13 protein-coding genes are annotated in these 14190 nt (G+C 36.0%); 8 read left to right on the top strand and 5 right to left on the bottom strand.

The annotated features are described in order from the left end of the window. Nucleotides 1–32: 32 nt before the first annotated feature. Nucleotides 33–1205, top strand: a complete 1173-nt coding sequence (locus tag J7574_RS09875) for a cation:proton antiporter (protein WP_290967533.1) — start codon at nucleotides 33–35, stop codon at nucleotides 1203–1205. A 123-nt stretch (nucleotides 1206–1328) separates the two neighbouring features. Here J7574_RS09875 and J7574_RS09870 read toward each other — a convergent pair whose 3' ends face one another. Next, the gene (locus J7574_RS09870) at nucleotides 1329–2612 is read right to left on the bottom strand and encodes an alginate export family protein (protein ID WP_290967532.1); all 1284 of its coding nucleotides are present in this window, start codon (nucleotides 2610–2612) and stop codon (nucleotides 1329–1331) included. Nucleotides 2613–2895: 283 nt separating this feature from the next. Between J7574_RS09870 and J7574_RS09865 the strand changes: the two genes are divergently transcribed. Next, the gene (locus J7574_RS09865; RefSeq protein ID WP_290967530.1) at nucleotides 2896–3870 is read left to right on the top strand and encodes a fasciclin domain-containing protein; all 975 of its coding nucleotides are present in this window, start codon (nucleotides 2896–2898) and stop codon (nucleotides 3868–3870) included. A gap of 126 nt (nucleotides 3871–3996) precedes the next feature. Beyond that, nucleotides 3997–4476: a response regulator gene (locus tag J7574_RS09860; RefSeq protein ID WP_290967528.1), complete on the top strand. Its 480-nt coding sequence runs from the start codon at nucleotides 3997–3999 to the stop codon at nucleotides 4474–4476. 40 nt (nucleotides 4477–4516) lie between these two features. On the opposite strand, the gene J7574_RS09855 is transcribed toward J7574_RS09860, so the two are convergent. Then, on the bottom strand, nucleotides 4517–5356 hold the full coding sequence (locus tag J7574_RS09855; protein WP_290967526.1) for an AraC family transcriptional regulator: 840 nt from the start codon (nucleotides 5354–5356) through the stop codon (nucleotides 4517–4519). 84 nt (nucleotides 5357–5440) lie between these two features. Between J7574_RS09855 and J7574_RS09850 the strand changes: the two genes are divergently transcribed. From J7574_RS09850 to J7574_RS09840, 3 genes are read left to right on the top strand one after another with little or no spacing between them, the layout of a single operon-like run. Next, nucleotides 5441–5833, top strand: a complete 393-nt coding sequence (locus J7574_RS09850) for a DoxX family membrane protein (RefSeq protein ID WP_290967525.1) — start codon at nucleotides 5441–5443, stop codon at nucleotides 5831–5833. 5 nt (nucleotides 5834–5838) lie between these two features. Further along, on the top strand, nucleotides 5839–6789 hold the full coding sequence (locus J7574_RS09845) for a polysaccharide deacetylase family protein (protein ID WP_290967524.1): 951 nt from the start codon (nucleotides 5839–5841) through the stop codon (nucleotides 6787–6789). Continuing rightward, nucleotides 6789–6980: a hypothetical protein gene (locus J7574_RS09840; RefSeq protein ID WP_290967522.1), complete on the top strand. Its 192-nt coding sequence runs from the start codon at nucleotides 6789–6791 to the stop codon at nucleotides 6978–6980. The genes J7574_RS09845 and J7574_RS09840 overlap by 1 nt, the downstream gene beginning before the upstream one ends. Before the next feature lie 149 nt (nucleotides 6981–7129). On the opposite strand, the gene J7574_RS09835 is transcribed toward J7574_RS09840, so the two are convergent. Continuing rightward, nucleotides 7130–7909, bottom strand: coding sequence for a hypothetical protein (locus J7574_RS09835; RefSeq protein ID WP_290967520.1), 780 nt, complete (start codon nucleotides 7907–7909; stop codon nucleotides 7130–7132). A gap of 725 nt (nucleotides 7910–8634) precedes the next feature. On the opposite strand from J7574_RS09835, the gene J7574_RS09830 reads away from it, so the two are divergent. Continuing rightward, nucleotides 8635–9285, top strand: coding sequence for an outer membrane beta-barrel protein (locus J7574_RS09830; RefSeq protein WP_290967518.1), 651 nt, complete (start codon nucleotides 8635–8637; stop codon nucleotides 9283–9285). 202 nt (nucleotides 9286–9487) lie between these two features. Here J7574_RS09830 and J7574_RS09825 read toward each other — a convergent pair whose 3' ends face one another. Continuing rightward, entirely contained in the window at nucleotides 9488–10774 is a 1287-nt protein-coding gene (locus J7574_RS09825) for a hypothetical protein (protein ID WP_290967516.1), read from the bottom strand. A gap of 533 nt (nucleotides 10775–11307) precedes the next feature. Here J7574_RS09825 and katG point away from each other — a divergent pair. Next, nucleotides 11308–13581 (top strand): catalase/peroxidase HPI, encoded by a 2274-nt coding sequence (gene katG / locus J7574_RS09820; RefSeq protein ID WP_290967514.1) that lies wholly within the window; start codon nucleotides 11308–11310, stop codon nucleotides 13579–13581. 62 nt (nucleotides 13582–13643) lie between these two features. Here the strand turns inward: katG and J7574_RS09815 are convergent, their stop codons facing one another. Next, nucleotides 13644–14102 carry an RNA methyltransferase gene (locus J7574_RS09815; RefSeq protein ID WP_290967511.1) on the bottom strand — a complete coding sequence of 153 codons (459 nt, stop codon included), beginning with the start codon at nucleotides 14100–14102 and terminating at the stop codon, nucleotides 13644–13646. Between the last annotated feature and the right edge of the window lie 88 nt (nucleotides 14103–14190).

Genomic DNA, 14190 nt, shown 5'->3' with positions numbered 1-14190 from the left:
GGACGGCTTTTTCATTAAAAAAAGCTATAACTATGACTTCTGAATTATTTTCTGCCATGGCAGTGCTTTGTTGTGCTGTATTGTTATTGATAATGGTCTTGCGCCGGTTTAATCAGCCCTATTTTATTGCTTACATTGCTGCAGGAATCCTTTTAGGACCACAACTTTTAAATCTAATACCTGATCCGGCTGTAGCCGCAGAATTGGGAGAAATTGGCATTGTACTGCTTATGTTTTCTATAGGAACAGAAATAGATCTGCATCATTTCAGTCAGAATTTCTATAAGCCTTTTATAATAGCTTTAATCCAGATTGTGTTAAGCGCTGTATGCATATACGCTTTAGGAACGCACTTAGAGTGGTCGTCCAGCAGAATTATATTATTATCTTTTATAATAAGCCTCAGCAGTTCGGCTATTGTATTTCAGTATTTGGAAAGAACGGGAGAGATTAAAAGCAAGTTAGGTACTATAACTTGCGGTGTGCTTCTGATGCAAGATATACTAGTTGTACCCATGATCTTGTCCTTAAATTTTATTTCGGGTAATGGCATATCTGTTTACGAACTAGCAAAGGTTTGTATAGGAGGCACGTTAATAGTGTTGTTTTTGCGGGCAGCAATTACCAAGCGAATTTTTCAGATTCCGATGAGAAGAGAGATTATTGCCGATCATGATCTGCAAGTTTTTATAGGCTTTTGTATCTGTTTTGGAATGGCTTGGGTCAGTTCTTGGTTCGGATTATCTCCTGCTTTTGGTGCCTTTGCGGCAGGAATACTAATTGGACAAGATAAAGCAACACGCTGGCTCGGAAAATCGCTAGTTCCTTTTAAGGTTTTCTTTATGGCATTCTTTTTTCTTGCCATTGGACTACAGCTTGATATTAGATTTTTTCTAGTAAATGCAGGCACAATTTTTATAATTTCGGTAAGTGTCCTTTTAATAAACAGCTTGATTAACAGTCTGCTTTTTAAGTTTACAGGAAACAGCTGGCGAGACAGCATATACGCTGGCGGACTATTATCGCAAATTGGCGAATTTAGCTTTGTGCTACTTACGCTTGCTGCCTCATTGGGGCTAGTGGAAGATTATATGCATCAGATCACCCTTGCAGTGATAACTTCTACCATGATTCTATCAAGCATCTGGTTGGTCATTATCCAGCGACTGATTTATAAACTGCCAGTCACAAAAAGTATGATTTAAAATTATAAAACATCAATCATCTATTCAAAGTTGTTTAAGATTATTTAAACGAACGAATTCATAGTTCAATTTCCTGATTTATAAGTCGTAAAGAATGTCTTTGCGACTTTTTTATGATTTTTTCTAATGCCTAAAATTGATAGCGTTAAAATTATAAGAAACCATAAGATAGCTCCAGAATGCAGTCTTGTCAGTCTGTTGTATTTTTGGAAGGTTCGCCATAGAGTCTGTGGGCTGATAAAAAGAAAACGCACAGTTTATATCCAACTGTCGTATGGGACTGTAGCGCAATGAAAAATCATTTTCAAAACCTAGAAAACGCGACATTTTCTGATTCTGCTCATTGGCAAGAGGATATTGGGTATAAAACAAATGAAAATCATTGCGAAGAGATAGTTTCGAATTGATCTGCAGCTGGTTGAAAAGGTAAGGATTCATCAAACCTTTGCCTCCTACATCAGCTGGGAAACGAGTAAATACGTTCATGTTTCCATTAAACTTCCAAGTAACGCCATACAAAACATCAAAATCTCCTGAATGTCCATCTTTTAAATTAGGACTACTGCCGCTTATTACTTCGGCACCAAGACGTAGCGTGTAGTTAATGTTGGTCCATTTAATTTCAGGCTGAAAATAGTAAGCAGATAATGGCTGTCCTTTGGCATTTCGTCCAAATTGCATGTAACTGTTTAAGGTGTAAAACCAGTTTTTCTTTTTAAAGTCAATTCTTCCGCCAACTGTAGCTCTTGTGTATAAAGTTCCGGAGTTTGGCTGTTCGAGAAAGTCAACCGTATTAAGAGAATTAATAGAGAACCTTTCATTGAATTTATAATTTAAATTGTAAATCATCAGATATTTATAGCCGTTGGAAGCGACTGGCGAATAAGCCTTTTCAAAATTTTTGCTGTAAGGACGAGTAAATAAAAAGAAGAAATCATTAGCGAAGTTCTTAGATTGCTGCATCAAACGAATGCCTTCATGAGCCCGTCCCTGTTGTGCCCAAGGAGCATCCGAGAACAGCCTACCATTGTCCAGGAGAACACTCTGTCTGCCTATTCGAAGATTGAATGACTTAAATTTAGTTTCAAAAAAAAGCTGATAAAAATTTAGACCAACTGTTTTTCCCGCTTTACTATTTTGATCCCAAAGATGAATTTCCTGAAAATCCGACTTGACAAGCCATTTTTTATGACTGTATGCCATTGAAACTCTGTTTCTCTGTGTAAGATATAAATAAGGATCAATAGAAACGTTGGGCGGTAGGATATAATTAGAAGTATATTCAGCTCTTGGTCTGATCTCAGCATTCAGTATAAATTGCCTGCTTAAGCTGTCTTTTTCCTGTGCTATAGATGAGCTTGCTATTGAAATTAAAAATAAAAAACTGTAAAAGATTTTTTCTGTCATAAATTTTAGAAGCCCTATGGGGATTTATATACAAATATAAACAGTTGCTTCATTTCTTAAAGTTTAAGAACTAAATAATCATTGTTATTTATTTAAAAGTACTAGAGCTATATGATTCAAATCAAGAGGGAAATAGTCTATTTAACTATTTGATTTGTAGTGTTGTATGTTTTTGTTTAGTTGTTAAAATTTTGCTAAAATTTTATTTTGTTTAATGTTTTGTTGTTTTTGTTAAACAAAATATTTGTAAATTTATAGTAGCTAATCATAAAAAAAATATACTATGAAAACGATTAAAATTAAATTTACAGCTTTACTGTTATTATTTGCTTTAATAAGCTCATGTAGCAGTAATGATGATACCCCTTCATCAGAAAGTCTGACCATTTATGCCACTGCAAAATCAAATCCTAAGTTAAGTTCTCTTACAGCTGCTTTAGAAAAAGCAGGTCTTGCTGGCACTTTAAACGCTTCGGGATCTTTCACCGTATTTGCACCAACTAATGAAGCTTTTAGTGCCTTTTTATCCAAAAACGGATATGCAGATCTTAATGCAGTTCCGGTTGCCGCATTGAAGGAAATTTTACTTAATCACGTATTAAGCACAAAAGTGAAATCCAGCGACATTGTAACGGGATATGTTAAAACACTAGCTAAAGGAAGTGCGTCAAGTACCAATACCTTGAGCATGTACATAGAAAAAAATACTTCTGTTGATATTAATGGAGGAAAAGCAAATGGTGGAGCAACTGTAACCGCTGCCGATACAGAGGCATCAAATGGCGTTGTGCATATAGTTGATGGTGTTATTGGTTTGCCAACTATAGCGAACCATGCTATAGCAAATAAAAACTTTACCACTCTTGTATCTGCCTTGAGTTATAATTCTTCATCAGGTTTTGTGGGACTATTGTCGGGAACAACTGGTTCGCCATTTACCGTTTTTGCCCCCACAAATACTGCTTTTGCAAGCTTTCTGACCGAGACTGGTTTTTCTGGACTTTCTGCTATTCCTGCAAATGTGCTGGAAACGACTTTAAAATATCATGTTGTTGCGGGGGCAAATGTCCAGTCTTCAGCATTGACAAATGGTCAAGTTGTAAACACAGCTGCCAGCCAAAGCTTTACAGTTAATTTAACAGGAGGGGCAAAAATAACAGATGCGAGTGGAAGAGTAAGCAATATCATTATTACTGATGTACAATGCTCAAACGGTATTATTCACGCTATCGACAAGGTTTTATTGCCTAAGTTTTAAGGCAAGATTTTGCATAATGGTTTAACAATTGCGGTTAAGAGTTTTTCCTAACCGCTTTTTAATGTTTACATATTTTTCTTTTTATTGATTTATTTAGACAATAAAGCAGTAATAAAATTTTTTGAAATGCATACTAAAATAATTTTACTTATAGATGACGACTGCGATGATAGGGAGTTTTTTACAGAGGCATTTTCAGGATTAAAGAATGCCTTTACGCTTTTGTGTGCAGAAGGAGGAACACGCGCCTTAGAAATGCTTTCTGATATGGATATACAGCCAATGCTTATAATCTTGGATGCCGGTATGCCCGCCATGAACGGATGGGAATGCTTGAAGCTTCTTAAAAGTGACAGCCGTTTTGCTCATCTTCCTGTCATCATGGCTTCAACTTCTTCGAGACTTATAGGCATCGAAGAGGCTCGTGATTTGGGTGCAGTGGCCTACATGGTCAAGCCTTGGGATTTTAATGATTTAAAATTAATGATAGAAATCATCTGCTCAGGCTTAGACGGAACCCTTCAAGAGAAACTCTTGCATCTTCAAGCAGCAATGCCCAATAATGTCTTTGTCTTTTCAAAAGCATATAAAAATTCCATTTTTTAGTTTAGAAAGATTTTCTTGTACTTCTGCTGTCATACAGATTTCATTGTATATTTCTGAATTGTTTTTTGTATTCCGTAGGATTCAATCCTGTGTGTTTTTTGAAGAGCCTATTGAGGTGACTGGCATCGCTGAATCCAAATTCATAGACAATCTCATTGATCTGCATATTGGTGAATTTCAGTCTGGTTTCGATCAGCTTCATTTTATATGCGATGATGTAGTTTTGCATGCTTTGTTTGGTTTTGGCCTTGAAGTATTCGCTGATGTAAGTGTCTGAAACATTAAATTGCAATGCTATTTTTTTTGCTTTAAGCTGTTGAGGCTGATAAATATTATGATGTACGTAATTGAGAAGATCTAAACTAGTATCAGTTGAAGAGCTGTTGGCATCAAAAGGCGAAATAATAGAAATATTCCTTGCCGCAACGGTAATGATTGTGTTTAGCAGTTGCTTTATTACTTCCTGCTGCTGCGGAAAATCGCTATGGTCTTCTCTTATCAGAGCTTCAGCTATCGCGCGCACCAATGGTTTGTCGGTGACGGTTTTTAAAATACAGCCCGGCAAATGATTGTGGTTGTGAAAAATAAACTCTAATTTTTGAACCCACTCCGTGCTTTGTGTTTTAAGGTAACTGTGATGAAACCTGATAAATAAAAAGCGTGTTTTCTGAGTTACCTCAAAGCTATGGGTATCTTGGGGAAATATCAAAAAAAGCTTGTCCGGTCCGTAAGGAAGTCTATGGTCGTTAATGATCTGAATTCCTTTTCCTTCAAGGACAAAAACCATCTCAAAGAAAAGGTTTCGATGCAGTTTAGCTTCATATTCCAGCACTTCTAAAAGCTGGATCTCAAAAGGACGGTGCAGATTTCTAATTTCCATCTTTCAAAAGTACAAATTAATCCAATGATTGTACAAATTTAAAAAAATGGTTCTCCTCAAATTTGTATTATAAAATCACAGAAAATGAAAACAACTTCTTTTTTACTTGTACGTCTTGCGTTAGGTACAAGCATATTTGGACATGGGCTGGTTCGCCTGCCAAAATTAAACGCTTTTAGCATCTGGATGACCGATAGCTTTGAAAAATCCCTGCTACCTAGAATCGTGGTCATGCCTTTCAGCTATATTTTGCCGATAGCTGAATTTTTAGTGGGTCTGCTGTTATTATCTGGACTGTTCACAAAATACGCTCTTATTGTCGGAAGCATCTGTATGCTTGCTTTGCTCTTTGGAACATCAATGATTGAGAACTGGGAAGCTATTCCTTCTCAGCTCATTCATATTGCCTTTTTTGCCGCTCTGCTGCAATTTATTGATTGCAATAGCTGGGCAGTAGATTTAGTAATCAAAAAATAATACTAATGAACACGAGACGAAATTTTATAAAACAGACTGGAATAATTGGGATAGCAGGAATTGTCAGCCCTCTAGATGCCTTTAAAGAAATTCCGAAAGTGGCTGGATTAACGGACATTCAAAGCTCAAAATGGCCTGACGGAACAAGACTAGTGGTTTCCATCTCGATGCAGTTTGAGGCGGGCGGACAACCACAGAATGCTGAGAGTCCGTTTCCTCAAAATATACAAAAAGGATATATTGACATTCCTTCCGCAACATGGTATGATTATGGTTATAAGGAAGGGATTCCTAGAATGCTTGACAATTGGGATAAACTTGGAGTCAAAGTAACCTCGCACATGGTAGGAACAGCAGTTTTGAAAAATCCAGAGCTTGCCAAAGAAATTGTTCGCCGCGGACATGAGGCTGCCGCACATGGTATGAATTGGAGTACGCAATATACTATGGAATATGAGCAAGAAAAGAAATTTATCAAAGATGGAGCCGATGCCATAAAAAACGTTACAGGATTTACACCAGTTGGATATAATGCAAACTGGCTCAGACGAGGAGTCAATACTCTAGACATTTTGCAAGAACTAGGTTTTAAGTATCATATCGATGATATCAGCCGTGATGAACCTTTTGTGATTCAAGTTAAGAAAAAGGATTTTGCGGTAGTGCCTTATACGCTGAGATGCAATGACATTGTTCTTATCGAAGGAAAGAATTTTTCAGCAGATCAGTTTCTGCAGCAAGCCAAAATGGAATTCGATCAGCTTTATGCTGAGGGTGAAACCCGTCGTCGACAAATGTCTATTAGCTTTCATGATCGTATCGGTGGAACTCCCCAAATGGTAAAAGCTGCCTATGAGCTTATAAGATATATGCAGGAACATGAAGGCGTGCGTTTTCTGCGCAAGGATGAAATCGCCGATATTGCTCTTCAAGATAAAGCTACAATAAAAGAATAGTGCTTAAAGGCGGGCAAGCGCCTGCTCATAAATATATTGATGCATTATTGGAATATGTGGTTCAGGGAAAAGTAAAACTGGATGATATTATTACGCATAGACTTCCTTTATCTGAAATTGCACATGGTTATGATGTGTTTAAAAGACGAGAGGATGGCTGTGTGAAAGTAGTGCTAGATCCTTGGAAATAATATTTTTACTATTCTATAGGCAGAAAGCCTGAAATGCTTTTTACATTTCAGGCTTTTTTTTATTTTCTAAGAAGATAAATCTTTTCACAATAGTGGCCAATTTGAATTTTTGATCGGAAAGTTTTTTGGATGATGTTTAAAAAAATTAATTAGTCAAAATTTTTTCTGAGATCAATAATGGTTTGATTGGGAAGATCTAAATTGACAAATCCTCGTCTAGGTCTATCTAAGTCTAGAGTAAAAAGGATTACAAGAGAAACGAGAAGGCAGAATCCAATTTGTACCAGCCAATCTACTTTTCCTTTTCCTGCTTCTGAATATCCGTTGTAGAAGGCTGTAATGGCAGAAAGAAAAAACAACATTATTAAAATACTTTGCGGAACCTTTGCTTTTTCTCCAGCAAGACGAGACGAAGTAACATCTATCATGGTATTCAAGGCCGGAATCATTTGCTGTGTAGCTGCTAGATTTGCAGGATTTTTAGAAAGCTCAGCAGTTTGTTTCCATAATCGGGACGAAATTGCCTGGGAGAGACTATCAGCTTTTAGTATTTTTTTTAGATTTGGACCAGCAGCATAATAATCTATTCTTGCTTCAACATAAAGCTTAAAATCTTTTCGCAGTAATGTACGAACAGAATCAGGGTAAAGATCGCAGCGCAGTAATGCTGTGCCGATATCATTCGCTTCTTCAACTACTATTTTTCTTCTAGAATCATAGCGTTCGCTGCTCATCCCAAAAGTAAAAGCTAGCAAGAAAAAAAGTAAAGCGGTCAGGGCAGAAGTTTCTGATATTTTTTTCTCTGCAGTTTTTTTGCCTCGCATGCGTTTTCCAACTGTCTTTCCTATGAAAACAGACATAAGCATTACTGAAAATAATAATATTGCAATCACCCATGCATCGGTTTCAAGTATTATGTTGGATTCCATAAGCTTACTTTTTAGTTAAAATAGCTGTTTTACATCTAGTAAAGTTCAAGAAAAAATGCTTTCAGATCGTTAATCTTTGGTTTCAGATTATAATTTGGAACAAGTTTTAAAAGAAGAACTATAGGAGTCAAGCAATAGCCTTTTAGCATATGACTTAATTTTAGATCTATAAAAAAGTCAATTAAATAAATTTTACCTCTTAGTTTGTTTAATGTTTTGATAAGCGAAATTTAAATTTCATTGTCAAAAAAAGTATTTGAATTCCCTTCTTTATAAAACGATTTTGGTATGTGATTTTTTGAGTTAGAATTGACATCAAAAAAAGACAGTTAGCTTTTTTTACCTCTTCAAAGCGGTAAGCCAAATCAAAACTGTTAAAAAAGTGGTTTCATTTTATAATTTGCAACATGATTAAGCTCATTTATTTATGGCAAAATGTTTTTGTAGGATAACTTTGAGGGAGTTAAACAAATCATAAACCTAAAAGTAGCAAACCATGAGAAAAAAAAGTTAAAATCTTTTATAGTGCTGGCATAGCCTGCAAAAAAGAAAGTGAAACAACTACTGGTGAAAGTATAATTTATGCGAATTGCAGAGACAATGATTACTAGATGATTGCCTAACCAAAATCAATTTTATACAAAACCATAGCATTATTTTTCAATTTAGCTTGATTGGCTAAGAAAAATAAAGAAATCATTTATTACAAACTAAAATTAAAAATTATGAAAAAGTATCATTTATTAGTTGCCGTTTTTTTCTTTTCACTGACGATTTCAGCGCAAAGCGCCCATTCATTTTTGCTTAATTTGTATGGAGGTTACACCTTTTCTGATAGAGTAGATTTTGACTCTTCATACGCAAAAGTCGAAGATGGTTTTGAGTATGGTCTAGGTTTGGAATATTTTATCATGGATAACGCATCTATAGAATTAAAATATAACAGACTTGATACAAAGATGCCTTTGTATACAAAAGGTCCTTTAAATAATGGTGCTATTCCTCCAGGAACTCAGGTTAATGCTGGAGATGATAAAGGAGCTATTAATTATATCCTAGCAGATTATACTTATTACTTTGGTTCAAGCTCTCAGAAGGCGCTTCCGTTTTTGGGTGCGGGTCTTGGGGTGGCAATTCTTGAAACACCAAAGAGCGGTAGTGGAACTTATTTTGGATGGGAAATTAAAGGTGGTGTAAAAATAAAAACAGATTCACCAATATCTATTAACCTTCATGCTTATTTGCAATCTATGTCGGCAGCCGTTGGGTATGATTATTACTGGGATTACTATTGGGGACCAGTGGCCGTTACTGATTATGCTTCAACATTTCAATTTGGACTTGGCGCTTCACTTAGTTACGATTTCAGCAAATAATAATCGTACAGTAAATTGTTAAAAAGCCTGAGAGACACTCTCAGGCTTTTTCATATTTATATAGATAAGCTAATTTAAGTATATAAATCAGACAATAATTATATGTATGGGTATTAAAAATATGTTTTGCTCTTTATAAAAGAGGGGAAACAAAAAAGGAAACATCTCTGTTTCCTTTTTGTTCTTTAATATTATGTAAAAATTACTTGCCGCTTGATGCTGTAATTTTTCCTAATTGTAGTCTGTAGTCTGGTCTTTTTGCATTGTATATGTCTACAAAAGTTTCTTTGTTGTCAGTTTGTGAATAAACATTCGAGAAGACAGTGTTGCCATACCAGTTTTCTAAATCAGAATTGTCGCTGTTGTTTTCTGTAAAAATGTTACCAGAACACTGATTAAAGAACATTTCTTGAAATTTGATTTTCTTTAGATTATCTGCGTTTACTGCAGTTTGGCTATCCAATAAGACAGCTGGATTAAATCCTGAAACAACACTTCTCTTAAGCTCTAGTGAAGCATTTTCAGCTACATAAATAGCTTCTTTTACAAGACCAGATTGAATATCGGCTTTAATATTTTCGCTATCATTCAACATCGTTAAGTTTGAAGCAGAAACAAAAGTAGATTTTCTAGTAAAGTCCGTTTCATTTTTCTTTTCGAAAGCTTTCACTTCCAGACATCTAGAGCCGTCTTTGTTGCTTGATAGATAAGAAGATCTTACAGCCAAAGAATTGAAAAGACGACATTGCGCTCCTTGTGTGATTTTAAAATCGTCGTTAATAGATTTATAAGAAACCAATTGAGAAGCATTTACATCTCCGCCATAAAAAGCAAAAGAATCACCTCCTGAGTAGCTCACCATAATGTTCTCTAATATGGTTTTATTTCCAGCTCCAGCAACAGTTAGACCGTTAAAGCTATCTGCTCCTTTCACTTTTTTACCCGCAAATTCAATTCTCACAAATTTTAAAACTCCAGAACTGCTTGCCACATTGTTTCCTCCGTACACAGTAAGAGTAGGATCAAGGTCCATGTTATAAGAGCCTACACCGCCAAATTTGTTAATTGGAGCATCGCCAAGTATTACTAAACCGCCCCAGTCACCTGCTTTTCTCATACTAGCATTTGAAGTAAACACTATTGGATCGGTTTCTTGGCCTTCTGCCATAATTTTTGCTCCCTTAGTAATAACAAGAGTTCCTTTAGTTGCAGCATCTCCAATGATTACCGTACCTGGATCAATAGTCAGAACGGCATTATTAGTTACATATACATTTCCTTGCAGAATGTACACGTTTTTTTTCATCAGTTTTGTGTTTTCGGTGATATTTCCAGCTAATATCTGGTTAGCTTCTTTAGAATCGCTCTTTTGCGGTTTAAATTCTGTCCAGTTGTCTAGCCAGTTCGCATATCCGATAATTCCTTTTTCTTGTTGTGCGCTTGCGCCTGCTGCAATAAGCAAACAGATCATTAAAGTAATTTTTTTCATAGTCTTGGGGCTATTTGGGATTACATTTCTTTTTTTGGTCTTTCTCTGAAACGAAAATTTAAATTAATTATTATAACAGTTGCGTGGTATTTATGAGCGACTGTAGGAAATTTTAAAATTGTTTTTAGAAGTACCTCTAACAAAAATAAGTAAAATGTTAGACTTTACGGGGCTTTACTCATAATTTAACATTTGTTGAAGCAAAGTTTAATATTGATAGTCTTTTTTTCTTGTTTAGTAACCAAATAAATCAAATGTAATTTACAAAAAAGTAACTAACTGAAATTAGTATAATAAAAATAGAAAGATTCTTTTTATTAAATTTATAGAATTAAAATTCGATGATTTGTAAAAAATGCTACTTTGTTCAAAAGTACCGCTTAATAAATAACGCAATGAAGTATAGTCAATTAAAACTATAAGAATTCATTCGAATAGATTTTATCTATTCTCTGAGAATTATTAATGATTCGCACGCACATTATTCTTTTTCATTAGTTAGTAATTTAGTAAAAAATAAAAATTTTCAACTTATGGATAATCAATTAAATGACATCAGCAAATGCCCTTTTCATAATGGGAGCATGGACAAGCAGGCAGCTTCAGGTACCAAAAACAATGACTGGTGGCCAAAACAGTTAAAGGTAAACATCCTTAGACAGAATTCATTATTATCAAATCCGATGGATAAGGATTTTAATTATGCAGAAGCTTTTAAAACTCTCGATCTTGAAGCAGTTAAAAAAGACCTGCATGCTCTTATGACTGATTCGCAAGATTGGTGGCCTGCAGATTTTGGCCACTATGGAGGACTATTTATACGTATGGCTTGGCACAGTGCGGGTACTTATAGAGTGCATGATGGGCGAGGAGGAGCTGGAGCTGGACAACAGCGATTTGCGCCTCTTAATAGCTGGCCTGATAATGTGAGTCTAGATAAAGCACGAAGACTGCTTTGGCCTATAAAACAAAAATATGGGAAAAAGATTTCTTGGGCAGATTTAATGATTCTAACAGGAAATGTTGCTCTCGAATCTATGGGATTCAAAACATTTGGTTTTGCTGGAGGACGTGCTGATGTTTGGGAAGCAGATGAATCTGTATATTGGGGTTCTGAGACTACTTGGCTAGGTGGTGACGAACGTTACAAAGACGGTTCTGAGGGCGTTCCGAAAGATCATGGTGTAGTTTCATCAGATGATGATGCAGATGGAAATATTCATAGTAGAAATCTTGAAAAACCTCTTGCAGCGGTGCAAATGGGACTTATATATGTAAATCCTGAAGGACCTGACGGAAATCCTGATCCTATAGCGGCTGCCAAAGATATTAGAGATACTTTTGGGCGTATGGCCATGGATGATGAGGAAACGGTAGCGTTGATAGCCGGCGGACATACTTTTGGTAAAACGCACGGTGCGGCTTCATCAGATCATGTGGGAGCAGAACCAGAAGCAGCTGGTTTAGAATTGCAAGGATTTGGATGGAAGAATAGTTTCGGATCTGGAAAAGGTGCTGATGCTATTACAAGCGGACTTGAAGTAATTTGGACAACAACTCCAACACAATGGAGCAATAACTTTTTCGAAAATTTATTTGGTTTTGAATGGGAACTTTCTAAAAGCCCTGCAGGTGCACATCAATGGGTAGCAAAGAATGCTGAAGCCATTATTCCAGATGCTTTTGACCCGAATAAAAAACACCTGCCAACTATGCTTACAACCGATTTGTCGTTACGTTTAGATCCGGCTTATGAGAAAATATCGCGTCGCTTTTTGGAAAATCCTGACCAATTTGCAGATGCTTTTGCTAGAGCATGGTTTAAATTAACGCATCGTGATATGGGGCCTCGCTCTTTGTATCTAGGTTCTGAAGTGCCAGCAGAAGAATTACTGTGGCAAGATCCTATTCCACAGGTAAATCACACTTTAATAAATGATCAAGATGTAGAACAGCTTAAAGAGAAAGTATTAAATTCAGGATTAAGCGTGTCTCAATTGGTCTCTACAGCATGGGCATCGGCTTCTACTTTTAGAGGATCTGATAAACGTGGAGGCGCTAATGGAGGTCGTATTAGACTTGCACCACAAAAAGATTGGGAAGTAAATAATCCGACAGCGCTTAAAGTAGTTTTAGATAAGTTAGAAGCGATTCAGAAAGAATTCAATGCTGCTAATGGCGATAAAAAAGTTTCATTGGCTGATTTAATTGTTTTAGCTGGATCTGCAGCTGTTGAGAAAGCGGCTAAAAATGCAGGAGCTTCAGTGACAGTGCCTTTTTCTCCTGGACGTATGGACGCATCTGCAGAACAAACCGATGTTGAATCATTTGGCTATTTGGAACCAAAAGCGGATGGTTTTAGAAACTATAGAAGAACAAAATCATCTGTTTTAACAGAAGAACTGCTTATCGATAAGGCACATTTACTGACTCTTACTGCACCAGAACTGACAGTGCTTTTAGGCGGACTTCGTGTTCTGGATATTAATGCAGATGGTAGTAAAAATGGCGTATTTACGCATAGACCAGGTCAGCTGACAAACGATTTCTTTATTAATTTGCTTGATATGAGTACAGAATGGAAATCAGTTTCTAACGACCAAGAGCTTTATGCAGGAAACGACAGAAGTACAGGCCAGCCTAAATGGATAGGAACTCGTGCTGATCTTGTTTTTGGATCAAACTCAGAATTGAGAGCTATTGCTGAAGTTTATGCCTCTAGCGATGCACATGAAAAATTTGTAAATGATTTTATAGCTGCATGGACTAAAGTAATGAATCTGGATCGATTTGATTTAAGAAAATAATTTAGTTGTAAAGCAATAAACTAAAAAGACGCCTAATTGGCGTCTTTTTTTGTAATCATTATTTAAGAACGTGGTTTAGACAAATTTCTATCGTACATGACAATTGTACCTGCAACCGCGACATTCAAACTTTTTTCTGATTTGAATTTGACTAAATGATGGCATTTCTCCATTACTTTTTTAGACAAGCCATGATCTTCTGCGCCCAATATATAAACGCAACGTCTAGGATGCTCAAAAGTTTCAAGATCAGTAGCTTTTTCAGATAATTCAACACCAACTAATCGTGCTCCTTTGGGTAAGTTTTCAAAAAAAGCTTCAAAAGTATCGTAATGGAAATACGGAATCGCTTTTACAGCATCATGCGTATCGCAAGCTTGTTTGGCATATCGATTTCCGATGGTAAATATAAAAGTAGCGCCTAAATTTTGAGCCGATCGCCATAAAACGCCTAAATTTTCTGGTGTTTTACCATTTTGGATTCCTATGCCAAAGTATTCGTTTATAAAATTATCATTCATACCGCAAAAGTACAAACTGTATGTAGATAAATCAATATTTTATGACTGATGGGAAAAATCTTTATCAGGTATAAAGCTTTTAAAAATT

Source organism: Flavobacterium sp. (assembly GCF_017744675.1).
GTDB lineage: Bacteria > Bacteroidota > Bacteroidia > Flavobacteriales > Flavobacteriaceae > Flavobacterium.
The sequence above is the reverse complement of the archived record's forward strand: the minus strand, read 5'-3'. Positions and strand labels throughout refer to the sequence as shown.